Source organism: Endozoicomonas acroporae (assembly GCF_002864045.1).
Taxonomy (GTDB): Bacteria; Pseudomonadota; Gammaproteobacteria; order Pseudomonadales; family Endozoicomonadaceae; genus Endozoicomonas; species Endozoicomonas acroporae.
On sequence record NZ_PJPV01000075.1, the window covers coordinates 38,770 to 65,342 of the forward strand.

A 26,573-nucleotide genomic window follows, 5' to 3' on the forward strand; every position below is an offset into this window, starting at 1 on the left:
TACATCGCTAGGAGCCTGTCATCGAAAATACCGCGTGCATAAACTGCACGCAGTTGGTGTGCCCTTCATTGGCAGAAAGATCCAGCGGGCTCAAACCATTTTTCGTTAAGAGCCTGATGTTTGCTCCGCGCTCCAGCAAGTGTTTCAGAATCTCAATATTGCCTTCTGAGGCGGCAATGTGAACTGGTGCCCAACCGTCATGATCGGTGATATTGATACTGGCTCCTTTTTCGCTCAGCAGTCGTGCTGCTTCAATGTTGTTATTCCACACAGCCATGTGCAGGGACGTATCACCGTGGTCATTGGCTGCATCAATCTTCGCCCCATGGTTGATAAGGATATGCATGCAGTTGATATGTCCTTCTTCGGTCGCAAGGTGGAGCGGCGTATGACCAAATATCCCGAATTTGTTGATATCTGCCTTAAAGTGGATCAGTTGTTCCAGAAAATCCGGGTAGCCAGAACAGGCTGCATTACATGCGGCCGTATAGCTCATGGCGTCGATGTTATCTACATCGGCCCCACGGGAGAGCAGGTACTGCAAGCACGCCATCTGTTTCATTAACACGGCTTTTTGCAAGGGTGCATAACCGCGATTGTTGACGGCATTGATATTGGCTCCACCATTAATTAATGGCGGCAAAGACTCAATGTGTCCGGCATCGACCGCTTTATGCAGGGGAGTATCGCCGAGCTGGTCGGTTACCGTTGGATTTGCCCCTGCTGCCAGCAGAAGATCCATACACCTGGTGTGGCCACCGTCGGCAGCCAAATGCAAAGGGGTGGAACCGTGATACCCCTCAACTCCATTGATATCAGCCTGGTTACGGATCAGCAGATTCAGTATACGGTCATCACCTTGCTCGGCGGCGATGTGCAATAGCCCGGTGTTGCAGCAAGTGTGAGCAGAATAATAGTGTTGCCGGGCCATGTCCGGCTCTTGCTCCACTATGGCCTGTATGGCCTGCCAATCTCCGTTGTAGCAGGCGACCAGTGCCGGGGACTCACAATAACGGGTGGTTGGAGCTAACCTTTCCCCGGCCACCTGCACCAGCGGTAAAGCAACCTGTGGACAGACAGCACAGGTTCGAAATTTAGGAAACCCCGACTGCCCGTCCAGGTGTCGACGTATACATTCCAGATGGAAAGTATGGTGGCAAGCTGTTTTGACTATTGAGCGTCCGGCAGATGTTCCAACTACGTCCCCAGTGCTGGCAGAATCGGTTTGTTTGGCACAGAGTAAACAGGTGGTTTCAGATGTAGCGATACCATTCATCATAGACAAAACACTCCTGAGTTATAGCAATGAATTCATTAGTGTTGGGATAAGCAACATGTTCAAACAACTCAATAATGCAACAGCTCAGCCTGTTGTGTGGTCAACTTACACGGCAGAAGTATTGTGGGCAGATCCTCATATTGCCAGACAAATGATGGCCTTCCATCTAAAGCCGGATATCAACGCCGCCTCCAGATCGTTTGATTTTATTGATGAATCGGTCAGCTGGCTTACTTCAAGCTTTGGCCTTAATCAATCTTCAACTGTCATAGACTTTGGCTGCGGCCCGGGACTGTAAACACAGCGCCTGAAAAAACAGGGAACAGGCACTGTGGTGGGTCTTGATTTCTCTCAAAACTCCCTTGAGTACGCAAGCCAGCAGGCAGACCGGTCGAACCTGGACATCGAATACCATCTGGGCAATTACCTGGACTACTGGTGTATCCAGTCTTCCTTCTTGTACAGACCTGAACTGGTCACCCTGGACAAGTACGTTATCTATGAAGCAGAACGGGAGTGGACGGTTTATAACTGGCTACAGCACTTTACCCTTGACATGCTGCGCAGTGAGCTTGAACAACACGGTTTGGAAATTCAGGCCACTTACAGTGATTTGCGCGGCAGACACTGGGCTGATGGTGATGAAATGGCGGTAGTCATTGGTCTTAAATAACCACCGTGGTTATAACAGCGTCCCAGGCTCAACGGCTATCTCTGGAAATTTGTGCAACAGCTTTTTATCCCAAGTGACCAATGGGCAGTCTAACGTTTCCGCCAATACCACAAAAAACGCATCGTAGGCCGGGTGTTTCCGGCAACTCTTTCCAGCTATTTCTTATAGCTATAATGAGATCAGACTTTTTCTGATAGCGAGCTTCCAGAAGCTCCCGAACCTCTTGCTCCATGGAGCGGTTGCCTGCTTTGGCACTGGCTTTTAATCGTTCTATCAGTTCGTCTGGCAGGTTTCGTATGGTCAGGGTGGCCATGAATTTTGCTTCCTTGAGCGATGTGATCCATTTCCAAAGCTAGCACATTGCTAGCGAAGCAATTGTTTTATTATTTTGATGCTGTAAGTAGCTGGCCATATGGAATCATATATTTCTGGCTACTTGGGCAGGTGCTATGCGAGGCACAACGGAGGGAGCATAGCCGTAGCTATGTGACCGGAGTTGTAACGAAGCAGAGTGCCTGAACAAGGAGTCAGAAATATATGATTCCATATGGTTAGCTACTTATCACTCTTCTTCAGTTGAAGCATTTAGGAGCTGTCCTGAAATAATTTCCACATTTCTGGGTTTCAAAACTACGTTCGTCCTGAGCCTGTCGAAGGGCGTGCACTCCGGCCTCATGTATTGTGCCAATCACCCTTCGACAAGCTCAGGATGAACGGAGATCAAGTTCAAAATGTGGAAATTATTTCGGGACAATTCCTTAGGTGCTTATCGGTCTTAAATAACCACCATTTCATATAACAGGAGCGATGATGACATCGCCTCTGTTAAAAGTTCCATTGATGGGTTAATTGCTAAATTCAGCAATGGTTCTCAAGGTTTCCAATACGCCTCGGGCAGCCTCCCGGGCATGGTCATTCACCGGCTGATACCTGGGCTGATAGAGGCAATTTAATGGCCGGTCATAAACTGGCCTCATCTCATCATGAATAATGTTATGGTCCTGATAGGTCAGATAACGGGTTTCCAAAATGATGCCACTGGCCGGACCACCCAGTTTGCACATCGCCCAGCCTGGCTCAAGCTGCTGAATACCCTGGGAAAAGGTATCATAGCTGAATGAACGCCTCAGTTTATTCAATCGCCAGTAAGTCGAGTCATTCACGGCATCGATTTCAACCCCGTCAACCGTCAGCCTGAACTGGCCTTCCTCATTCGACATTACATTAGGATCAATCCCGGTGCCGTAGAAATTAACCTCTTTAACCACCTCATCGTCAAGATAGTGCTTCATACTTAACAACAACTTATGGTGATCATCCACGGCATTGGCCAGTGCCGACAGCAAAAGCAGAGATAGACAAACAGTTCTTGAAACCACGCTGGTTACTCCATAGGCAGAATATAACGACTGGCAGTTTAGACACCTATAAAGCACTTAAGTTCTGTATTTGGGAAAATGAATATCAGGTGCGACACAGAAATTGCCAGAAAATGATACCGGCTACGATAACTGACTGCAACAGAGGCGACCAGGATCAAAGAATCGAAAAAAAGCCGCGTTCCAACGGAAAGCGGCTCTGGATTGTTTATCGGTTCAGTGGCTTCATACCCGAACTGTCTCACCCTCTTCTACGGGCTCTGATGCTTTCCCGCCACGACGGGGAATACGAATATCATCCACCATATCCTGCACCGCTTTGGGTGGTCCTTCCGTAGCATGGCAAACCACCAGGGAGACCGCAAAGTTGATCAACATACCCAGGGTACCAATGCCTTCTGGTGACACACCGAACCACCACTGTTCCGCAGTCCCCCCCAGAAATTTGAAGTAGATAATATAAGAAGCCGTAAACAACAGGCCTGTCACCATACCGGCAATCGCCCCTTCACGGTTCATCCGCTTGTAGAAAATACCCAGAAGAATCGCGGGGAAGAATGAAGAAGCCGCCAGGCCAAAGGCAAAAGCCACCACCGAGGCCACAAATCCTGGCGGGTAGATGCCTGCCAGACCGGCCACACCAATAGCAGCCGCGGCAGCAATACGGGCCGCCAGCAATTCCTGCTTATCGGTAATGCCCGGCATGAGATTCCGCTTCAGCAGGTCATGGGAAATGGAGGTGGAAATAACCAGCAGTAAGCCAGCTGCGGTAGAAAGGGCCGCCGCCAGACCTCCGGCCGCTACCAGTGCAATGACCCAACCGGGGAGGTTGGCGATTTCAGGGTTGGCCAGCACCATAATGTCGCGATCAACATACAGTTCATTGGCGTTGCCAGTCTGGTTATTGCTGACCAGTCGTTCACCACTGTCACCCCGTGCATCAATAAACGACGGCTTACCTTCAATCGGAGCACCAGGGTGATACTGAATTTTGCCATCGTCGTTTTTGTCGACCCAGGCCATCAAACCAGAGTTTTCCCAGTTGGCAAACCACTCAGGCAGCTGCTCATATTCAGCTTCAGAAACCGTCTGCAGCAGATTGATACGGGCAAAGCTGGCCACCGCTGGCGCTGTGGTGTAGAGCACAGCAATAAACAGCAGCGCATAACCGGCCGATTTACGGGCGTCACGCACCGTTGGGGTGGTGAAGAAACGCACGATAACGTGGGGCAAACCGGCAGTACCGACCATCAGCGCCATGGTGATAAAGAACACGTCAATGGTGGACTTGGAGCCATCGGTATACTGGGCAAAGCCTAGCTCCTGAGACAAACCGTTCAGTTTCTCCAGCACCGAGAGCCCAGTGCCTGCAACGTCACTGCCAAAGCCCAACTGGGGAATCGGGTTGCCAGTGATCATCATAGAAATAAAGATCGCGGGCACCAGATAGGCGAAAATCATCACACAGTATTGCGCTACCTGAGTGTAGGTAATGCCTTTCATGCCCCCCAGCACAGCGTAAACAAAGACGATACCCATCCCGATCATGACCCCGATATTGATATCCACCTCCAGGTAACGGGAGAAGACAATACCGACGCCGCGCATCTGTCCGGCAACATAGGTAAAGGAGATAAAGATAACGCATATAACAGCAACCACCCGGGCGGTCTGGCTGTAGTAACGTTCAGCGACAAAGTCCGGCACAGTGAACTGGCCAAATTTGCGCAGATAAGGCGCAAGGCACATGGCCAGCAATACATATCCCCCGGTCCAGCCCATCAGATACATGGCCCCGTCACGCCCCATAAAGGAGATAATACCGGCCATGGAAATAAAGGAGGCCGCCGACATCCAGTCCGCTGCGGTTGCCATACCATTGGCAACGGGATGAACGCCGCCACCGGCCACATAATAGTCTTTGGTTGAGCCAGCCCTGGACCAGATAGCAATACCGATATAGAGCGCAAACGATAACCCGACAAAAAGGAAGATCAGTGTTTGAGTCGCCATCTCACTCTTCCTCCTGAACGTTGTATTTTCGGTCCAGACGGTTCATCAACCCGATATAGACAAAAATCAGAACCAGAAAGGTATAGATGGAACCCTGCTGGGCAAACCAGAAGCCCAGTGGAAAGCCGAAAAAGCTGATTTGATCCAGCTGGTCCACAAACAGTATGCCGCAACCAAATGAAACGACGAACCAGATCACCAGTAAGGAAAGTAGTATGCGTATGTTCTCCCGCCAGTAGGCGGCAGCTGCGCTTTGATTATCACGAGAAGGATCAGCAGACATGAAAAGACGCTCCTGAAAGTATTATTGTTTTTCTTATCTTCAGTCACTGAGGACTGCCTGAGTCTCAGACAGTAACAAATGTGGGGACATGAGCATCTTAGACTTTAGGCTAATACCGGTGTCAGCACTTTGTCTTAATCCCGGTAAAGCCAGGCTTACAGTCTCTTAAATTAAGGCAGATTAATGAAAGTACTATTTTTAGACTGCTCCTTAAGATAGCTCTCAGCCGTTAGCAGAACAGAAGTAAATGACTTATCAGGGCTGTGCCCCGGCAATATAGATGATAAATATTCATGGAGTGCCGCAAGATTAAGCCACTTCCTTTGAGCTGGGCTTATACTTTTCTCTAAACTCAGTGGGCACTGAAAATCATAGTTCCCACCTTCTCTACCCAAAAAAGAGCAGACTTTTTTAATCAACAACTTAAGCAAGTTTACTCTCCCATGTACTTCCCCTTTGAAAAAAACAGTATTTATTCTTTCACTAATCATTAAATATCCAATTGTTTTAAGCTCCTTTCTGATTCTAAGCACCTTTTCCATGACATTTTCATTTTCAGAGGGTTCAGAAACACTTGCTGTTGCAAACAAGGTAGGAAACTCACCTGCTATTAAATCGTATCTACTTTCTCCCACAACCCCACAACCGTTTTTCCCGGTATTCCTTGCAATGAAAAGCCTTGCCGTGGCAACAATAGCTACAGGTTCATCATCAACTTCCTCGCCAGCTGCGGATAATATTTGCAAAAGATAATCAAGCGCAAAAGAAATGATCAGGACTCTTTTCTGTGTATCATGCAAGCCGGGGAGACCAAAAATATTATTCCGCTGCAGGTAGCTATCCAGCTCATTTGGACGGTTGGAAATCTTACAGATATTCTCTATGGCTTCTTTGAGAACCTTTAACCTTTTACTGGCTTTCGTTTTGCTTGATACATCCATTGTCCATATACCCTGCAGCACCATGGAAAGCATCTCGATTGCAACCTTGAATTCATCCTTTTCAATTTCATTTCTGATTGAGTTAGCCTGCTCTGCCAAATCCGGTGCAGCAGTATCCAAAACAGGCATAGAAACAGTCATCAATCGTTGTTTCTTTATGGGAGAGCCAGAAAAACCCGTTTCCAATGCTGCCTGTTCTCTTTTCAGAACAGGCGAAGTTTGAACTTTACTACTTTGAGCAGCCTCTTTTGCCATTTTCGGAAAATATTTTTGATCGAGTGTAGATGCATGAGATGGGCTATAGTCTTGAGAAAACAGGAGTTCATCAGTGAGTTTTTCATCATATTGTAATTCAAGGTCAATTAATTTACAGGAATCCGATATAGCCAAAGTTGAATCACAGGATATTTTCTCAACTGAATCCAGCACTGAGACAGCTTTTGTTACAGCAGCGATAGCAGCAGTGGTTTCTGTACTGGACTCCCCTGAAGCCGATGACAATAATGACTCATCCTTGCGATGCGATGTATTTGAATCAGAATCATCGCATGCTCTTTCATTGTCAGCAAAAGCCAAAAGTAATGGCTTCGGAAAGGTCATGACAATCCTGTTAAAACGTCCTGGCTCCCTCAAAGACTCTCTGACTTCAGTCTTGACATAGAAACATCGAGCACCTCTATCAATGGGCTCTCCCTCAAACACAGGCTCTGGCAGAGACTCTGGTTCTCTGTAGAACCTCTCACCAAAGTGAAAGGGAAAATCAGATCTCACGGTCTTTTGCAATAATTTCAACCGGGCATCAAGCCGTGCAATAACATAGCCAACATCCCTGCGAACCCACAACCTTCCAACATCGGAAAAGGAATCAAGATGATTATTTAAAAACTGACACCAGCACCACAGTAGTTTATTCTTATTCATAGTCGTTGTGTTTGGCCTTATCTCCTTTAGCCAAACTGTCAACTCCCTGCTTTGATTCCGCCACTTTAAAACAGCATCTTCAGGCCATCTATTTAAATCTGCCTCCATGGTGATAAATTTTTTGTATCGCTTTAACATTTTCAAATCATTAGCATTGATTTCTATATTTGAATACATTGAATTCTTCAACCATCGATTTAACGAATACTTTCTCACCTGATCAAAGTCAACCTTCAAAATCCTGACAAACAAAGGTGTGAAATTCCTGATCATATCTTTCCATAAAACAAAAGACTTATTGGTTTTACAAAAGGCGGCCACATTAAAAACCTTATCAGTTTTCGTATCATGAAATCTGTACCTTAGATAATAATCTTCCAATGTTAATTTTCCGGCATGACTGACAATGGTTTTTTTTTGCTGATTAGAAAGAAGGTCCTGACTACCCTGATAAAACTTTAAAAGAACTGCGGGTAATAATGTTAACGGCACACTACCCACTTTGATATTCCCCGGGAGCACCTTTGCTCCCTTACTGAAATCACCTGTACCTTCCTTATTGAATGCCTGATAATCAATCAGAGCAATTTCCGAATCAGAATCTCTCACCAGCTGGATAAAAAACGAGTCAAGCCCATTGCGTTCTTTTTCAAAGGACAGCAACACCTTAAATGCTGTTATTGAGCAGCTGTTATAGTCTTTCTGGAGATATCCAGACGCTGGCGTGGTCAAAAAGTACAGGCTATTGTCTCGAATATTTTTTACTGAATCAGATATAGCAGTAATGATAAAATTTCTTGTCTCTTTAGCTACACAGCTTTTCGGCTGTATTGTTTCATGTAAATAAACAACAATTTGATTACCTGCCTGGATAAATCTGACGGCAATCATATGTGCAGCAGACTCATTCATAACAAGCATACTGAAAACAGCCTGTCCTCTACCATTTGCAAGATTTTCAGAAACGTATTTTTTTAACGAATTTAAAGCGCTTTTATCACTGATACGACCACAATTAAAGACCGCAGGGCAGATTCCATGTTTTCTTTTAAGCACAGAGAGTTCTTCAATCGCTCTGACCGGAAGATGGTATTGCCCATTACTTATCGCTATATCTTTAAAGTCAAGTCTCTCCTGAAGCAGAGGGTTCATCTGAACCGTTATATCTTTATTATGATAGGTAGCCACTATTTCCCAGTATGGTAAACCCTCATCAGAGGATTTATACTCTAATATCACACCTTCGCCGGGTGATAATATAATGAATTGCCCATCCCTGTAATAAAGATTCGTCTTGTCATGAGTTGCTAAATATGGATGATAAACCCCAAGATAGCTGCCCTTCTTCAGTTTCTGGCTGGTTGAGCATCGTACCTCGTTTACATTGGAATGAGCAGAGAGGGCATCAAGCACAGTGACAACTGAAGAAGCATCCAGATGCTCTGACTCTCCACTACCTTCCGTTGTTGGTAAATCAACATTATCAGCCATCATTGGTTCAAGATAACATTTAAATTCAGCATTATCATTTTGATCCAGAAGCAAGGTCATTACTCGATCAATAGACCACAAATGCTGTTTAGGATTATCTGTATACGTTATTCGCCCTACACTGTGCCGCTGCTCTAACTTTAATAAAGGCAAAGGGGGCAACAGTGGATCCCGAATTTTATTGGGGAGTCGCAAATCAACATGCGACAAACCATCAATCACATAGCGTGAGTAGGATATTTTAATATCACAGATTAATAAGGCATCATTCGCCAAAACCGACTTTTCCAACACCGTCATTGGCTTAATAGATGAATCAACAGGCAAAACACTAAGGCTCCTGAAATTTGATCGGTAAGAACATATTTTAGATAAACTATTTTTCCATTAGTTCACTTTGAAATTATTGATACTGCATTCCTGATAGCTATTTTGGACATTTGATCAAGATAGAATGAGGAGCGATACCATTTGGGAATTAGAAATTTCGTTTGTTAAGTAGTTGGCCAAATGGAATCGTATATTTCTGGCTAAGTGGGCAGTTACTATGCAAGGCACAACGTAGGGAGCATAGCCGTAGCTATGTGACCGTAGTTGTAACGCAGCAGAGTGACTGTCCACTTAGTCAGAAAATACGATTTCATTTGGTTAACTACTTACCCTTCAGTACTTCGAAAAGCTCAGGAAAAAATCTTTTCCTCTGTGACTCCGTGTCTCCGTGGCAAAAAGAGGAAGTTATTCAGGGACAATTCCTAAAAGGTATCGGTCCGTGATCTGAACAGCGGTTTGCATGCCATTGTTAAAAAGAAGTCAGGCCTGGAAGCGCCGATCCACGGCGGGAAGGTCACGTTATGGGAGACTGAATATCCGTATTTCCCAGACGAACAAGGTCAAAGATTCCTGTGGTGGCAATCACTGTTTCCTGAAAAGCACTTTTTCGGAACTTCCTGGTTTAAAGCTTGATCTCGGTTCATCCTGAAGTGGAGTCGAGAGACTGGCACAATTCAGACTAAATTATTCCAGGCACTTTATCCCTTTTTGGGCGCGCGCTGCGTTCAGAAGTATATTGCTCGCAGAATTGCCGCCGCTGGTGGCTATACCAACCGAAGTAACGGCGTCAATTCATCATCATCGCTTTCTTCGGCAATATCGGGCAGTGAGTTCACGGAGCCTTCGGGGGATCTGTTCACGGAATTGTCCCCTGTGCTCGCGGCCAAAATGGGGCTATAGCCAGCCGCAGATGATGCCCGGTTGCGACAGTAGCGGTAGATGCACAAAACCCCCACCAGCACAAAAAGCACACCGCCCAGGGCAATACCGGCTATAGCGGCCTGACTCAGGTCCAAAGCTCTTGAGCTGCTATTGCTGGAAGTGGTTGGGGTTGTTGTCGGGACGACAGGGAAGAACCCACACTGACGAACAGGATTGTTTGCCAGTGCCTCACCAGGCCGACAATCTGGCGTCAGCAGACCAGAGTCAATACCTGCACATAAATTATCCAGCCAGGGCTGACAACCAGGGACGGTATTGTTTTCCCAGTGTCCATTGATACGGACATTACAGATATCAGGGTCAGAACCACCCGTGACAGGAGACACTGCATATTCACTGTCGATTTCGCAATTTATCGCTGTGGTGCTGGCAACGATGGCTTTAGAATCTAATATTCCCGCTCCGATGCCAGCACATGCGTCCTTTCCGGAGGATGCCACGGTACAGTTCAGTGCGGTGGTGTCAGCAATCTTTGTAGAATCAAATCCAGTTAAAATCGTGCCCGCCCCGATGCCGGCGCCCCCGCCAGTGCCGGAGGTTGTCACATTGCAGTTTACCGCTGTGGTGTTGGCAACAGTTGCCAAACTAAAAACGCCTCCCCCCACGCCGATGCCTGCACTTCCATCCAGGCCGGAAGCTGTCACGTTACAGTTCACGGCTGTCGTGTCGGCAACCATACCAAAAAAAGAAGCTCTGCCTGCGCCAACACCTGCGTAGCCATAATCTCCGGAGTTTTCGACTGTGCAGTTCACCGCCGTGGTGTCAGCAAGCGTGCCAGTCCCAAAAGCCGTACCCGCGCCGATGCCTGCACTTCCATCCCTGAGGGAAGCTGTCACGTGACAGTTCACCGCAGTGGTATCGACAACATTACCATTACCACGAAGTAGCCCGGCACCAATACCTGCGTTCCCGGTCTCTTCGCCGCTAGCGGAGGTTGCCACAGAGCAGTTGACTGCGGTGGTGTTGAACACCGTTCCCTGGACATCCCCGCCGACAATTCCCGCACTGTCACCCAGGGCTAATACATTGGCATTGTTAACACTGATATTACTGACCATGGCAGCATCTGCAATGGTACAGGCCGCTACCGCGACCGGGCCTTTTTCTCTTATATTGGCACCGTTAAAGCTCAGGCCATCGATCTGGCCTGTAGCTCCCAGGGTTTGCACCAGGCAATGGCTGAGATTACAAATGGTGCCGTTTTCGCCACGGAGGGTGCCGGTAAACGGATGAGTATCACTACCAATGGGTTGGCTCAACTGGCGGCCATCAATATCCCCGGTCTGCCGGTAAGTACCATTGAGTGGATAGTCAGGGTCATGGCCGATCTTGCCCAGGGTTGCAGCATCCGGCACCGCTATCCACCGGTCACTGTTATCGTCGGCTGTGGCTGTCCCATTGGCAGCAGTGAGGCCGGACGGAGCACCTGGCACCACGGCCGGGTTCGGCAGCTGGCGAGTCCGGGGTGTTGTGCTGGCCGATTTACGATGTAGGTCTTGCTGTCTGTTTTTTATTGCACTGTGGTCGTTTACCGGGTCTGCCTCCCAAGTATTGTCCGGTAACAACGGTACGGCGTCAGATTCTGTGCACACACCCAGTCGCCCCCACCGTACCTGTGGCTCGACAGACTGGGTTGTTGCAGGTCGCGAGGCGCTGGCAGTAACGCTGCCGGGCATGACTGGTGGCTGTATCAAAATCACTACCTCATGATGGCGTTAATTTTTGTGCTGGTTTCCTATCGCTCATATTCCCGGGACCGCCACAGGCAGTCATGGGTCTTTGCAATTTGATTGTCCGGTCATCCAGCATAATGAAAAACCTTTTCAACCTGGCGATAAATCTCGGCAGTACCAATGCGGACACCTCCCGGATTTATAATACGGCATCGGCCCGGCGATGGAATAGCAAGAAAAGAACGGGTTTTCCTCTTGTCCAAACCAAAGCAGCCAATCTGGATCAGGTTAAAGTGCACTGTCTCATATCGTCCAAAGCTTCTGCAGCATCTAATAGATTTAACTCCCAGCTGTACTTGGCTCCGGCTTCGATAAGTGCTCGCTTGCATCGTACATCACTGGCAAAATCCAGCGCCGTCTTGTCACTGTAGTTTTTGACGTTAATATCTGCCTTGGCGTCAATAAGGGTCAAAATGTATCCAATATTGTTTTTTCTGGCAGCCGCAAAGAGTGCAGTTTCACCGGAGCAGTCTTTGGCATTAATATCTGCCCCAGCCCTGATCAGAGTTTCGGCACATTCTACATTGTCAGTCCGGTTGCCCAGGTGGAGGGCTGTACGGCCCTGTTGATCTCTGGCATTGCAATCCGCCCCAGACTCAAGGAGTTTTCGCAGGTAGGTAATATCATCAAGTCCAGCGGCGATATGAAGTGCGCAGTCGCCAAACTGGTTTTTAACATCGACATTTGCCCCGGCGAGCATAACTGCATTCATGAGCTTTTTGTCTTGACAACTAACCGACCGGGTAAGAGGCGTGTGATAAGCAACGTCGAGTCCTTTAAGTCTGCCATTAATGTCAGCACCTTCATCAATCAGAGGTTGCATGCACTGGGTGCTGCCATGCCTAATGGCATTGAACAAAGCATCATTGAGATCAAGACGACCAACGAGTCTTAGTCCCTCCTCGAGCAAAACTTGCACACTCCCGGGTTGATTTTTGTCGATGGCGTATGTCAGAGACTTATTTAAAATCTCAGTATGTCGTTTACTGTCGAGACCCTTAAAACTGTCACATGATTTCAGCAGAAATCGGATTGAATCAGTTTGGCCTTTTAGCGAGGCACAATGCAGAGCGCTAGCAGCTTCGTTTGCCCCCTCTTTCAGCAAATACCGCATAGACTCTACCTGACCTTCTCTGGCAGCTTCACGCATTGCCTTATTAAGTTTTTCGGTAAGGTAATCTCTGCTTATCCTGTTGACCCAGGTGCTTAATACCCACTCCATACACTCAATCCGGCCATTGGCAGCCGCTGCATACAAGACATGGTTAGGGTTGGGGAGTGGCCCTTGCCCTTTTGATTTTTCCCACAATAATTGCAAGCACTCAACCTGACCGTGTTTAGCGGCCATCCGTCCCAGGTCGCTAACTCTGCTCTCCAGATTATCGCCATAAATGGCTGCTCCGGGTTGTTCCCAGCCTATATTGTTGATATCAAGATCCAGCACCTTTTCCAATGCTTCCAGATCCCCATAACGACAGGCATGTTCAGCGACAGGCTGAGAGTCACGGAGCAACGGCAGGACAGGTTGCTCCGAGCAGACAGTACAATGCAGTTTACTCCGCCTGGCCCCAGCCCTGGCTTGATCAAGCAATGGTTGAAGAATGCAGTCAAGATGGAATTGGTGGGACTCACGGCACGACGCGGTGACCACCGATCGCCCGCCAAATGAACTGGTTGTTGGGTCGTTACAGAGAGCACAGGTGGAAAAATTACTCAAATTGTTGATCGAATTTGTGACGCTATTCATGATAAACGCCCTTTCAAAGTGAGCAAATGACTTTCACCACCTTCGGTGGCTATACCGACCGGAGTAACGGCACCAATTCATCATCATCGCTTTCTTCGGCAATATCGGGCAGTGAGTTCACGAAGCGTTCGGGGGATCTGTTCACGGGATTGTCCCCTGTACTCCCGGGCAATAGGGGGCTATAGCCAGCCGCAGGCGATGCCCGGTTGCGATAGTAGCGGAAGATGCACAAGCCAACCACCAGCACCAAGAGTACACCGCCCAGGGCTATAGCGGCTAAAGCGGCTTGATTCAGGTCCAGATCCCTTGAGCTGCTTTTACCCGAAGTGGTTGGGGTTGTTGTTGGGATTGTGGTCGGGATTGTGGCCGGGAAGAACCCACACTGATGAATTTGATTGTTTGCCAGCGCCGTAAAATTATAAGCATCGGGGCGATAATTCGGCGGCAGCAGACCAGGGTCAATAACTGCACCTAAACTATCCAGCCAGGGATGACAACCAGGGTCGGTATTGTTTTGCCAGTGTCCATTGATACGGACATTACAGATACCCGCTTCAGGACCACCCATGACACCAGCATCTCCATATTCACTGTCGACTTCACAATTGATCGCTGTGGTGCAGGCAAGATTGCCATGAGTTAAAAATCTTCCCACTCCGATGCCAGCATCTGCGCTCTTGTCGGAGGTTGTCACTGTACAGTTCAGTGCGGTGGTGCCAACAACCTTTCCAGATTCAAATCCGCCACCAACCATGCCCACTCCGATACCGGCGTTCCCGCTGGGGCCGGAGGTTGCCACAGTACAGTTTGCGGCTGTGGTGTTAGCAACATTTGCCAAAGCAAAACTGCCTCCCCCTGCGCCGATACCTGCATTGCCCCGCAAACCGGAAGCGGCCACGGTACAGTTCACCGCTGTGGTGTTGGCAACCATGTCAAAAAAAACAGCTTTGCCCAGGCCAATACCTGCGTCGCCATCCTCACCGGTGTTTTCGACTATACAGTCCACCGCCGTGGTGTGAGCAATCGTGCCATCATTAAAAGCCGTACCCACGCCAATGCCTGCACCGCCATATTGAGCGGAATTTTCAACTTTGCAGTTCACCGCCGTGGTGTTGGCAACCATGCCACGACGCCCCCCTGCACCTGCTATAAGCTTCCCCGCTCCAATGCCTGCTGCCCCTGAATTTGTGGAGCTGGCCAATGAGCAGTTAACCGCCGTGGTGTCGACAACCATACCACCACCACGAAGAAACCCGGCACCAATACCTGCTGCTCCGGCGTATTTCCCGTCTGCGGAGGTTGCAACTGTGCAGTTCACTGCAGTGGTGTTGAGCACCGTTCCCCGGACATCCCCCCCGGCAATCCCCGCACTGTGACCCAGGGCTAATACATTGGCATTGTTAACGCTGATACTACTGACCCTGGCAGCGTCTTCAATGGTACAGGCTGCGACTGCGACCGGGCCTTCTTCTCTTATGTTGGCATCGCTAAACCTCAGGCCATTGATCTGGCCCGGACCACCGAGCGTTTGCACCAGACAATGGCTGAGATTACCAATGGTGCCGTTTTCGCGACGGAGGCTGCCGGTAAACGGATGAGTATCATTACCGATGGGCTGGCCCAACTGGCTACCATCAATATCCCCGGTCTGTCGGTAAGTACCATTGAGTGGATAGTCAGGGTCGTGGCCGATCTTGCCAAGGGTGGCAGCATCCGGCACCGCTATCCACCGGTCACTGTTACCGTCGGCTGTGGCTGCCGCACCGGCGGCAGCAAGGCCGGAAGGAGCCCTAACGGCGGCGCTCGGCAGCTGGTGAACCCGGGGCGTTGTGCTGGCCGGTTTACGATGCTGCGGCGATACGTCTGGCTGTCTGTTTTTTATTTTACAGCGGTCGTTTTTCTGCCGGGTATTGTCCGGTAATAACGGTCCGACGCGAGATTTCGTGCACACAGCCATTCGCCCCCACCGTCCCTGTGACTCGGCAGACCGGGTTGTGGTAGATCGCGGGTCGCTGGCAGTAGCGCTGCCTGGCATGGTTGATGGCTGTATCAAAATCACTACCTCATGATGGCGTTAATTATTGTGCTGGTTTCCTATCGCTCAAATTCCCGTGACCGCCACAGGCAGTCATGGGACTTTGCCATTTGATTGTTCGGTCATCCGGCATAATGAAAATGCCACACGGGTAGTGAAGGCCTATTCATGCCTGACTCGGGGATTCTCATGGCAAATGAGCAAACAACCCGCAGGGTAGAATAGCCCTGGGTGCGTTACTTTGCTGTGAAAATTCTCGAGAAACGCACTAAACGGGCCAGTCTGAAATGCGTGAGCTCTTCAGTGCTTTGAAAAGCTCAGGAAAAAAGCTCCTGACGGTGTCTGAACTGATCCAGGGCATCCGGGTTGGCCAGGGCATCGGTATTTTTTACCGGCCGATTATGAATAACTTCACGCACCGCCAGCTCAACGATTTTACCGCTGATGGTTCTTGGAATGTCGGTGACCTGCAGAACTTTGGCGGGAACGTGACGAGGCGTAGTGTTGCTGCGAATGGTCTGGATGATTTTCCGGATCAATTGATCATTAAGTGTCACGCCATCACGAAGCTGCACAAACAATACAATGCGTGTGTCGTCTTCCCATTCCTGTCCTACCGCAATGCTCTCAAGTACTTCTTCTACCTTTTCAACCTGGCGATAAATCTCGGCAGTACCAATGCGAACACCTCCCGGATTTAATACAGCATCGGCCCGGCCATGGATAATAACACCGCCATGCCGGGTCAGCTCGCCGTAATCGCCATGAGCCCAGATCCCTGCAAACTCGTTGAAGTAGGCGTTGTGGTACTTGTTGCCATCGGGGTCATTCCAGAAGCCAACGGGCATGGACGGGAAACTGGACTGACAAACCAGCTCTCCCTTTGCTTCAGTCAGCGGAGACCCTGTGGCATCCACAAAGTGAACATCCATACCCAGCCCCCGGCACTGCAGTTCACCGCGATAGACCGGCAGTATCGGGCAGCCCAGGGCAAAGCAGGAGATGATGTCCGTGCCACCGGATATGGAAGAAAGCCGGACATCCGCTTTTACCTCCTGAAAGACGAAGTCATAGCTTTCGTGCAGCAAGGGAGAGCCTGTCGATAGAATGGCTTTGAGGTGTTGAAGGTTATGACTGCTGGCAGGTTTGACGCCGGCTTTTTGCAGGGCGGCAATGTACTTGGCACTGGTACCAAAAATGGAAACGTTCTCCGCCTCTGCCATATCCATCAGGGTTTCAGGTTCGGGATAAAACGGTGAGCCATCGTACAAAACGACAGTGGCCCCAAGGGCCAGTGATGAAACCAGCCAGTTCCACATCATCCAGCCACAGGTGGTAAAGTAGAAAATCGTATCCTGGGCTTTCAGATCGGTATGAAGGCCCAGCTCTTTCAAATGCTGTAGCAGCGTTCCACCATGACCATGAACAATACACTTGGGAACGCCAGTGGTACCTGAAGAGTACATAATAAACAGTGGATGATTAAACTCGACAGGGATGATACTCACCGATTTACTCGATGGTTGGCAGAAATCAGCCCAGAGTACCGCATTGCTGTTTTTATTGAGAGTGCTGAGCTGCACAAAATCCGGCTCCGGATTGGCAAAAGGCACAACGACAGTGGTTTCCAGCGATGGGATGTTTTGCTGAATCTGGGCTGTTTTTGCCATACAGTCGATGGTTTTACCGCCATAAAAGTAACCGTCAACCGTGAGCAGAAGCCGGGGCTCAATCTGTCCGAAACGGTCCAGAACGCCCTGAATACCAAAATCTGGCGAACAGGATGACCAGATTGCCCCGAGCGCTGTGGCGGCCAGCATCACAATAATGGTTTCCGGGCAGTTGGGCATAAAGGCCGCAATACGATCCCCTTTTTTGATACCGGCTGCAATCAACCCCTGTTGAGCTGCGGCTACTGATTGATAGAGTTCCCGGTAGCTCAGGGTTCGGCGACGGCCATTCTCACCTTGGAATACCAGGGCTGTTTTATTATCTCTTCGTTGCAGCAGGTGTTCTGCATAGTTCAGTGTTGAATCAGGAAACCATTGAGCACCTGGCATATTGTCGTTTATTAAGGGCGCGGAGGGTTGGGTATGAAATTGTACGCGGTAGAATTCTGCCAGCCGTTGCCAGAAGGCCGGGCGGTCTTCAATGCTCCATTGGTATAGATCAGAATAATCCTCCAGTGGTAAACCTGTGACTTCTTTTACGCGGTTGATAAACGCCTGAAGATTGGATGATGTTATTGTGTTTTGATCCGGTATCCACAGTGCTGACATTGGCTTTCTCTTTTGGCTTCTTTTCTGGGTTCTTTTCTAAATTAGCGAGTTTCAATTCACCCGGAAGGATGAATCGACCGGCTCAATGCCAACCCGGCATTTGATCTTGAGGGTATGCCCAGCTGGTCACAAATGAATGTAGCCGCTTTGAGCAGTTCCTCCATATTTATCCCGGTTTTTATGCCCATGCCGTGCAGCATATAGACCACATCCTCCGTCGCCAGATTGCCCGAAGCTCCGGGGGCATAAGGGCAACCTCCCAGGCCGGCAACCGAACTGTCAATCACCGAAAGCCCTTCTTCGAGCAGGGCCAGGACATTGGCAAGCGCCTGTCCATAGGTATTGTGAAAGTGTGCCGCCAGGGCTGAGACGGGAATATGTCGGGAAGTGTGCTCCAGCACTTTTTTGGCGTTGAGGGGTGTGCCAACGCCAATGGTGTCGCCCAGGGATATTTCATAGCAGCCCATCTGCCAGAGTTGTTCGGCAACCCCGGCAACGGCGGAAGGGGGGATATCGCCATCATAGGGGCATCCCATCACACAGGAAACATAGCCTCTGACGTTTAAACCGTGTTTTTTTGCCGCTGCCATAACCGGTTCAAAACGCTGCAGGCTTTCGGCAATGGAGCAGTTGATATTTTTCTGGCTGAACCCTTCTGAGGCTGAAGTAAATACCGCCACTTCATCAGCGCCAGCGGCCAGGGCTGCTTCAAAACCTTTGAGATTTGGGGTCAGGGCACCATAGGTGATCCCCGGTTGTCGATGAAGAAGATCAAAAACTTTGTGGGAGTCTGCCATTTGCGGAACGGCTTTTGGTGACACAAAGCTGCCCGCTTCAATGCGCTTCAGTCCTGTTCTGGCAAGACGGTTGATCAGCTCAGAGCGAATCCCGGCAGAGAGTATCTCCGGCTGATTCTGCAGCCCGTCTCTGGCACCCATCTCAACCAGCGTTACCCTGTCAGGCAGTTGCTGTGAATTGGCGGTATCACTGGACATCCCTTTACTCCATGTCGTTGTTTTTATGGTTTTTCGATGAACGTCAGTAATGGTGAACCTGCCCCAACCTGGTCTCCGGCCTGATAAAGTATCCGCTCAACGGTTCCGGACTCTTTGGCAGTGATGCAGTGCTCCATCTTCATGGCTTCCATCATCAGCAGCGGGGTTCCCTGCGCCACAGACTGGCCCTCATTGACCATCACGCAGGTGATGGAGCCACTCATCGGAGCAAGAGGTACATTATCCTGATGGTCTTCCTGTTCCATGGGATGGCCGGGGAGTGCAACTTCATAGCTGATTTCCGGAAGAATGACTTTCAATAATTCCCCGGGCTGGGGAATTATACGGCAAATGATTGGCTGTAATTTCTCTGCGTCTGTCGTGTCAAAACGGAGGCTCAAGAATGCGCCGCAGGTTTTGTGGTTAACGTTGGCGGTTACAGTCAGTGATTTATCTCCGATACGGAGTAGATAACGGTTGGACTGTTTATCGACCCTGACCAGCCAGCGCTGTTCATCCAGATAAAGCTGAACCAGGGATTCTGTGCTGAAATTGGAGCCACACGAGGTTGGCAGTAACTCATCCGGTCTGGCGAGGTTGCCACATTCAAACTGATAAATAGCCGCAACCGCTAACAGCTGCTCTCTTTGCTCCGGGGATAAAGCAGGAAAAGGGTGATGATCAATAAAGTCTGTACTGAGTTTGGCATCAATAAATGCCGGCGTTGCCAGCAGATGTACCAGGAAGTCCCGATTATCGCAGATCCCTGCCTGATGATACCGAGCCAGTGCCGTCTGAAGCTGCGCTATTGCAGCCTGTCGGCTGGGGCCTCTGGCAATGATTTTTGCCATCATGGGGTCGTACCAGGCAGTGATGCTGTCACCGGCCTGAATACCGGTATCAATACGCAGGTTGCCATGGGTCTCTGGCCATTCCAGGGTCAAAATGCGTCCTGAGGTGGGCAGAAAATTCAGCCGTGGGTTTTCTGCGTACAACCGGGCTTCAATGGCATGGCCATGGCAGTGTAATGACGCCTGATCCAATGGCAGAGGCTGGCCGGATGCCACGGTTAACTGCCACTCCACCAGGTCCAGATCGGTGACCATTTCCGTTACCGGATGCTCCACCTGGAGGCGGGTATTCATCTCCATAAAGTAGAATTGATCACCATCAAGCAGAAACTCCACGGTACCCGCCCCTTGATAGCCGATGGCTTTGCCGGCGGCAACGGCGGCATTGCCCATGGCTTCGCGCAGTTCGGGAGTCAGGCCGGGGGCAGGCGCTTCTTCAATCACTTTTTGATGTCGGCGCTGCAAAGAGCAGTCCCGGTCAAAAAGGAACACACCATTTCCCTGTTGGTCAAAGAAAATCTGAACTTCCACATGCCGCGCTTTAGTGACAAAGCGTTCAAGCAGCAGTTGATCATTGCCGAACGCTTTTTCTGCTTCACGCCTTGCCGACTCCAGCTGTTGCTCCAGGTGCTCTGAACGATCAACAACACGCATCCCTTTACCGCCACCGCCAAAAGCAGCCTTGATCAGCAGGGGGTAACCAATGAGTTCGGCTTCAGCCATCAGCTGCTGGTTACTCTGGTGCTCGCCGTGGTAACCGGGAACCAGAGGGACTCCGGCCTCTGCCATGATTTTCTTGGCTTCACTTTTTGAGCCCATGGCATCAATGGCCGAAGCTGGAGGGCCTACGAAGATAATGCCTCTTTGCTGGCAGGCCAGGGCAAAGTCGGCATTTTCTGACAGGAAGCCATAGCCCGGGTGAATGGCATCCGCCTTTTCCTGTTCTGCTATGGACAATATTTTTTCAATATCCAGGTAACTCTCAAGAGCAGGGCTTGGGCCAGCATAGACTGCTTTAGTGGCCATGGTCGTATGGAGGGCTCGATGGTCGGCATCGGAATAGAGGGCAATGGTTTCCATACCCATGGCATGGGCTGTTTTTATAATTCGGCAGGCGATTTCACCACGGTTGGCAATCAGCAGGCGTTTAATCATGGTGTTGCTCCTCTGCTGATGGCTTTTTATTGGCTGATGGCGTTTTATTGGCTGAAGGCTTTTTATTGGCTGATGGCTCTCCCCAACCCGGAGCACGCTTTTCCAGAAAAGCGCTCAATCCCTCCTGACCTTCCGGTGAAATACGAATACTAGCAATTCGTTCGCAGGTCAGATCAATGAGGTCTTCATCAATCAGCTGATGATTGACGTCATCAATTAATCGTTTCGCTTCAGCCATGGCAACGGGGGCGTTTTGAATGATTTGGCCACAAAGTGCTTCGACTGTCGATGATAAATCCTGCTCTTTACACCGTTCATGAATCAGGTTCAGGCGCAGAGCCTGTTTGGCTGAGATGGTTTCTGCACTGAGAAAATAGCGTCGTGCCTGGTGTGCTCCCATGGCTCGAACAACGTAGGGACTGATGACCGCAGGAATAAGCCCGAGCTTGACTTCGCTCAGGCAAAACTTTGCGGATTTACTGGCGATGGCGATATCACAGGCGGTGATCAGCCCCAGGGCACCACCAAATGCTGCACCCTGGATCGCCGCTATAGTAGGCGCAGGGAACTGGTCCAGCCTTTGAATCAGGCTGGCCAGTTGTCGTGCATCCTGATGATTTTCTTCTTTGTTCAGCGCTTTCGATTGTTTCATCCAGTTGAGGTCAGCACCGGTACAGAAATGTTTACCATTGGCTTTGAGTATCAGCAGGCGGGTGGGCGTCTGCTCAATCTGATCAAAAGCCTTGTGCATTTCGGCAATCAGCTCTTTATTCAGGGCGTTGCCGGTTTCAGGTCGGTTGAGACAGAGCGTAGCAATCTGACGGGGTTGGTCACTTATATCAAGGGTCAGGTTTTTATAGTTCATTGTAATGTGCACCTTACATCCTGAATATGCCAAAGCGGGTGTCTTCAATGGGGGCATTCATTGCCGCAGAAAGGCCCAGCCCAAGGACGGTGCGGGTATCCGCCGGATCAATCACCCCGTCATCCCAGAGTCGTGCACTGGCGTAGTAAGGGTTGCCCTGGTGATTGTAGTTCTCAAGAATGGGCTGACGGATGGCCCGCGCTTCCTCTTCACTTAATGCCTGCCCCTGTTTGGCATCACGTTTGACCTGGACCAGGACATTGGCGGCCTGTTCTGCGCCCATCACCGAAATACGGGCATTGGGCCAGCTCCAGAGAAACCGGGGGTCGTAGGCTCTGCCACACATGCCATAATTGCCTGCACCAAAGCTGCCGCCGATTATCACCGTGAATTTTGGGACTCTGGCACAGGCAACGGCGTTGACCATTTTCGCGCCATGACGGGCAATACCTCCGGACTCCGCCTGGGATCCCACCATATAACCGGTGGTATTCTGGAGAAATACCAGTGGCATTTTGCGCTGACAGCACAGTTCGATAAAGTGCGCACCTTTCTGGGCGGATTCGGAAAAGAGTATGCCGTTGTTGGCAACAATCCCCACCGGATGCCCATGAATCCGGGCAAAGCCACACACCAGCGTTTCCCCAAACAGCGCCTTGAACTCATCAAAATCGGAGCCATCAACAATACGGGCGATGACTTCCCTGACGTCATAGGGCTGTCTCAGGTCCGAAGGGACAACCCCATAGAGCTCTTTGATGTCATACAGTGGTTCAGTACTTGGCCGGAAATCGTAATAACTTTTCTTTACCTGATTCAGGCGGGATACCGATTGTCGAATCAGGTGGATGGCATGGGCATCATCATTGGCGTAATGGTCGGCCACGCCGGATTGACGACAGTGAACGTCTGCACCGCCCAGAGCCTCTGCGCTAATTTCTTCGCCGGTGGCGGCTTTGACCAGGGGAGGTCCAGCAAGGAAAATGGTGCCCTGACCGCGGACGATAATGCTTTCATCCGCCATGGCAGGAACATAAGCGCCGCCGGCCGTGCAGGAACCCATCACAGCGGCAATTTGTGGAATTCCCCTGGCCGACATATTGGCCTGATTAAAGAAAATCCGGCCAAAGTGTTCCCGGTCAGGAAACACTTCATCCTGCCTGGGCAGATTGGCACCACCGGAATCCACCAGATAGATACAGGGCAGGTGATTCTGCTCGGCGATGGCCTGGGCTCTTAAATGCTTTTTAACGGTGAGTGGAAAGTAGCTGCCGCCTTTGACGGTGGCATCGTTAGCGACAATCATGCACTCACGGCCTGAAACCTGGCCAATACCGGCCACCACGCCGGCACAGGGTACTGCTTCGTTGTAGACTTTGTCGGCTGCAAAAAGTCCGACTTCCATAAATGGGGAGCCGGGGTCCAGCAACAGGGCGATTCTATCTCTGGGCAGCAGTTTGCCTTTGCTGATGTGTTTTTCCCGGGCTTTTGCAGATCCCCCCAGTTTCAGGTGATCAGACTTCTGCTGCAGTTCATCAACCAGTGCCTGCATTTGACGACGGTTGTCATTAAATTCTGCGCTGTCTATGGCTATTGTTGTGGTCAGTGCCACCATGACAATCCCCCTCCGTTTAATGTCCGGTTTCCTGAAACAGCTCCCGGCCGATCAGCATACGACGGATTTCCGATGTGCCGGCACCGATCTCGTACAGTTTGGCATCCCTTAACAGGCGTCCGGTGGGGTAGTCATTGATATAGCCATTGCCACCGAGTATCTGGATGGCATCCAGTGCCAGTGCCGTTGCTGTTTCGGCACAGTAGAGAATAACGCCTGCCGCATCCTTGCGGGTTGTTTCGCCACGGTCACAGGCGGCAGCGACAGCATAGAGGTAAGCTTTGCAGGCATTCATCCGGGTGTACATATCGGCAACCTTGCCCTGAATCAGCTGAAATTCACCGATGGACTGGCCAAACTGTTTACGGTCATGAATGTAAGGCAGAACCACATCCAGGCAGGCCTGCATGATGCCGGTGGGGCCTCCTGAAAGCACCACCCGCTCGTAGTCCAGTCCGCTCATCAGCACTTCAACACCGCCATTGAGGTTGCCCAGCACGTTCCGGGCAGGCACTTCACAGTTCTCAAACACCAGTTCGCAGGTGTTTGAACCCCGCATACCCAGTTTGTCCAGTTTCTGTGCCCTGGAGAATCCGGGGAAGTCCCTTTCGACAATAAAGGCGGTGATGCCACGGGATCTTTTTTCCGGTTCCGTTTTGGCATAGATCACGTAGGTGGAGGCATCAGGGCCATTAGTGATCCACATTTTGTTACCGTTCAGGATAAAGCGGTCGCCTTTCTTTTCGGCCCTGAGCTTCATACTGACGACATCGGAACCGGCTTCCGGTTCACTCATGGCCAGCGCTCCGACGGCCTGGCCACTGATCAAGTCAGGCAGATATTGTTCTTTTTGCGCATCGCTACCCATGCGGAAGATCTGGTTGACACAGAGGTTGGAGTGGGCTCCATAGCTGAGCCCAACGGCAGCAGAAGCCCTGCTGATCTCTTCCATGGCGATAACATGGGCAAGATACCCCATGGCTGAGCCGCCATAAGGTTCAGATACGGTGATACCCAACAAGCCCATATCCCCCATTTTTTGCCAGAGATCCATGGGAAACTGGTTGGTCTGGTCGATCTCCATTGCCCTTGGTGCAATCTCTTTTGCAGCAAATTGCCTGACCTGCTCCCTGAGCATGTCGCTGGTTTCTCCAAGGTTGAAATTCAGCTCTGCGTATTGGCTCATTGGGGCTTCCTCACTTTTTATTGTTATTGCTGTGGGAGTTTTATCTAACGGTTTACTGTTCGCTTTCCTTCAGTGCTTTAACACAGCGCTTTCTGGCTTCGGTAAGTTCATCCTGCATTATGTGAATGTCCTGCAGCTGTTGCTCAAGGCGCATACTGGACGTATCAATGGCATCAAGCATTGCCTGGAGCTGCTTTTTATTTCGGGACGTCGGGTCATACAGCGCAATCAAATCCCTGGATTCAGCCAGGCTTAAGCCAAGACGCTTGCCCCGGACAATAAGCTTAAGATGAACGCGGTCCCTCTTGCTATATACGCGCTGCAGACCATTACGCTTTGGGCTGAGTAGCCCCTGATCTTCATAAAAGCGTATCGCCCTGGGAGTGAGGTCAAACTCCCGGGCGAGTTCTGAAATAGTGAACGTGCGCTCGGACATGGTTCTGTGCTCGTTATTGGCAGCGTGTTGAAGACGCTTCTTTCTAAGAGTATATCTTCCCCTTACGTAAACGTAAATCTATCTGTCGAACCCACCGACTTTTCCGGTTTGGTAGCTGTTTTTTAGCTTCGATTGCTTACCACTCTGGGTGAGGAGAGCTTCATCAGGAATGTTAATATTCCTTCAGTCAGGGGGGGCTGAAGGCGGGGGAAGAGAGGGACGTGATGATAATTCTGCTTTTTTTGCATTCGCTGCCAGCTCTCCTTTTTCCCTCGCTACTTTTTCACTAGAGCCTTTTTTTAAGGCTGTTTTATAGGCGTTTGATCTTGCATTACATATAGCTCTTGTTTCCATGCCTTTAGCAGTTTGGGCGTATTTGGCTAAGCTTCTGGCATTATTGGCTCTGCCTTTTTGGGATTGGGCGTATTTGGCCCTGCAAGCCTTACCTTTATCGGTTTTGGCGTATCTGGCCCTGCTAGCCTTGCCTTTTTCGGTTTTGGCGTGTTTGGCTGCGCTTCTGGCCATGCTAGCCCTGCGTTTATCGGATGTGGCATATTTGGCTTTACTGTTTGCCTGCTTTGGCCTGCCTCTTTGAAAATTAGGTGAAACAAGCAGAGGTGCACCAGAACCGGATGGTTCAGTCAATCTCAACCGGCCAGTTTCTTTGCACGCTTGCTGTTGTGCAGCAGTGTTCAATGGATCAACTACAGCCACTGGACGCGATGATGGCTGAGAAAAACTGACTGATGCATTTTGTGAGGGTAATTGCTGAGCTATTTGTTGAGAGCTTCTTGGGGTTAAGTCCGTTTTTGTAAAATCATCAGCGGCGTTCCTGGGCACATCACAAGGGACAATGGCATCAAGATCTGCCTGTAAATAGAATCCGGGAAACGGCGGTTTGTCCTCAGTGGATGGTGAATCAGAAATGGAAAAATCATTAAGGGAACGTGGAGTAGAAGACGGCATGTCCTGGTTGGTTACGTCCTTATTTATATATCTGTCATGGGGGGAATTAACTATCTGTACATAATTGCCAGCCATACCTCGATGTGTGCTGATTGCATAAGGGTTTGCTAAAGGCGTTCCTGACCAATCCTGAAAACACGGACAAACAAAACCAAAATTTGAGCCAGCGTTGGATGTGTTCATTGAATTATAGAAATACCGAATTATCGCTTGGGACTGTCCCTTCTTTAAAAAGTTCCTGCTTACAGCCCAATCAATCACCAAAGACGTGTTGATGGCAGATAAAAAAGGGCTCTTCGCCGTTTCATATGGATTTCAGGATGTCTGCCACAGGGCTGGCGATCAGGTAAATCATCGTTATGAACGTGCCTGTGTTCCGGTAACCTTTAGCCCTTGCTCTGGCCGCTTGGAACAAGCTGTTCAACCCTTCCATACGGGCATTGGTATAGGTTGAATAC

The 26,573-nt window shown here is 49.9% G+C and carries 20 protein-coding genes; 2 read left to right on the top strand and 18 right to left on the bottom strand.

Going from position 1 to position 26,573, the window contains the following annotated elements; translation table 11 throughout:
• Positions 1-7 precede the first annotated feature (7 nt).
• Positions 8-1,051 carry an ankyrin repeat domain-containing protein gene (locus CX664_RS13100; protein WP_219622181.1) on the bottom strand — a complete coding sequence of 348 codons (1,044 nt, stop codon included), beginning with the start codon at positions 1,049-1,051 and terminating at the stop codon, positions 8-10.
• 115 nt (positions 1,052-1,166) lie between these two features.
• Here CX664_RS13100 and CX664_RS27030 point away from each other — a divergent pair, with 115 nt between their 5' ends.
• Positions 1,167-1,577, top strand: a complete 411-nt coding sequence (locus tag CX664_RS27030) for a hypothetical protein (RefSeq protein WP_219622182.1) — start codon at positions 1,167-1,169, stop codon at positions 1,575-1,577.
• A 33-nt stretch (positions 1,578-1,610) separates the two neighbouring features.
• Positions 1,611-1,952 carry a class I SAM-dependent methyltransferase gene (locus CX664_RS27035; protein WP_219622183.1) on the top strand — a complete coding sequence of 114 codons (342 nt, stop codon included), beginning with the start codon at positions 1,611-1,613 and terminating at the stop codon, positions 1,950-1,952.
• 64 nt (positions 1,953-2,016) lie between these two features.
• On the opposite strand, the gene CX664_RS13110 is transcribed toward CX664_RS27035, so the two are convergent.
• From CX664_RS13110 to CX664_RS13195, 17 genes are all read right to left on the bottom strand, one after another.
• On the bottom strand, positions 2,017-2,265 hold the full coding sequence (locus CX664_RS13110) for a FitA-like ribbon-helix-helix domain-containing protein (protein ID WP_101747170.1): 249 nt from the start codon (positions 2,263-2,265) through the stop codon (positions 2,017-2,019).
• 532 nt (positions 2,266-2,797) lie between these two features.
• Positions 2,798-3,331: a hypothetical protein gene (locus CX664_RS13115; protein WP_145999991.1), complete on the bottom strand. Its 534-nt coding sequence runs from the start codon at positions 3,329-3,331 to the stop codon at positions 2,798-2,800.
• A 225-nt stretch (positions 3,332-3,556) separates the two neighbouring features.
• Positions 3,557-5,344: a sodium:solute symporter family protein gene (locus CX664_RS13120; RefSeq protein WP_101747172.1), complete on the bottom strand. Its 1,788-nt coding sequence runs from the start codon at positions 5,342-5,344 to the stop codon at positions 3,557-3,559.
• Between the two features lies 1 nt (position 5,345).
• Positions 5,346-5,627, bottom strand: coding sequence for a DUF4212 domain-containing protein (locus CX664_RS13125; RefSeq protein ID WP_101747173.1), 282 nt, complete (start codon positions 5,625-5,627; stop codon positions 5,346-5,348).
• Between the two features lie 170 nt (positions 5,628-5,797).
• On the bottom strand, positions 5,798-9,307 hold the full coding sequence (locus CX664_RS13130) for a hypothetical protein (protein WP_101747174.1): 3,510 nt from the start codon (positions 9,305-9,307) through the stop codon (positions 5,798-5,800).
• A 767-nt stretch (positions 9,308-10,074) separates the two neighbouring features.
• Positions 10,075-11,946, bottom strand: coding sequence for a M26 family metallopeptidase (locus CX664_RS13140; RefSeq protein WP_145999992.1), 1,872 nt, complete (start codon positions 11,944-11,946; stop codon positions 10,075-10,077).
• A 262-nt stretch (positions 11,947-12,208) separates the two neighbouring features.
• Positions 12,209-13,732: an ankyrin repeat domain-containing protein gene (locus CX664_RS13145; RefSeq protein ID WP_101747177.1), complete on the bottom strand. Its 1,524-nt coding sequence runs from the start codon at positions 13,730-13,732 to the stop codon at positions 12,209-12,211.
• A gap of 49 nt (positions 13,733-13,781) precedes the next feature.
• On the bottom strand, positions 13,782-15,785 hold the full coding sequence (locus tag CX664_RS13150; RefSeq protein WP_145999993.1) for a hypothetical protein: 2,004 nt from the start codon (positions 15,783-15,785) through the stop codon (positions 13,782-13,784).
• 299 nt (positions 15,786-16,084) lie between these two features.
• On the bottom strand, positions 16,085-18,046 hold the full coding sequence (locus CX664_RS13155) for an acetoacetate--CoA ligase (protein ID WP_101747179.1): 1,962 nt from the start codon (positions 18,044-18,046) through the stop codon (positions 16,085-16,087).
• 56 nt (positions 18,047-18,102) lie between these two features.
• On the bottom strand, positions 18,103-19,041 hold the full coding sequence (locus tag CX664_RS13160) for a hydroxymethylglutaryl-CoA lyase (RefSeq protein ID WP_101747180.1): 939 nt from the start codon (positions 19,039-19,041) through the stop codon (positions 18,103-18,105).
• 23 nt (positions 19,042-19,064) lie between these two features.
• A complete protein-coding gene (locus CX664_RS13165) occupies positions 19,065-21,047 on the bottom strand; it encodes an acetyl/propionyl/methylcrotonyl-CoA carboxylase subunit alpha (RefSeq protein ID WP_101747181.1) in 1,983 nt (660 codons plus the stop codon).
• Entirely contained in the window at positions 21,040-21,912 is an 873-nt protein-coding gene (locus tag CX664_RS13170) for an enoyl-CoA hydratase-related protein (protein ID WP_101747182.1), read from the bottom strand. Before CX664_RS13170 ends, CX664_RS13165 begins: the two co-directional genes overlap by 8 nt.
• 13 nt (positions 21,913-21,925) lie before the next feature.
• Positions 21,926-23,527, bottom strand: coding sequence for a carboxyl transferase domain-containing protein (locus tag CX664_RS13175; protein WP_101747183.1), 1,602 nt, complete (start codon positions 23,525-23,527; stop codon positions 21,926-21,928).
• A 16-nt stretch (positions 23,528-23,543) separates the two neighbouring features.
• Complete coding sequence (locus tag CX664_RS13180; RefSeq protein ID WP_101747184.1) at positions 23,544-24,713, bottom strand: isovaleryl-CoA dehydrogenase; 1,170 nt, start codon at positions 24,711-24,713, stop codon at positions 23,544-23,546.
• Positions 24,714-24,765: 52 nt separating this feature from the next.
• Positions 24,766-25,149, bottom strand: coding sequence for a MerR family transcriptional regulator (locus CX664_RS13185; RefSeq protein WP_101747185.1), 384 nt, complete (start codon positions 25,147-25,149; stop codon positions 24,766-24,768).
• Positions 25,150-25,332: 183 nt separating this feature from the next.
• Positions 25,333-26,298 carry a hypothetical protein gene (locus CX664_RS13190; protein ID WP_145999994.1) on the bottom strand — a complete coding sequence of 322 codons (966 nt, stop codon included), beginning with the start codon at positions 26,296-26,298 and terminating at the stop codon, positions 25,333-25,335.
• Between the two features lie 121 nt (positions 26,299-26,419).
• A partial coding sequence (locus tag CX664_RS13195; protein ID WP_145999995.1) for a transposase occupies positions 26,420-26,573 on the bottom strand: 154 nt, incomplete at its 5' end.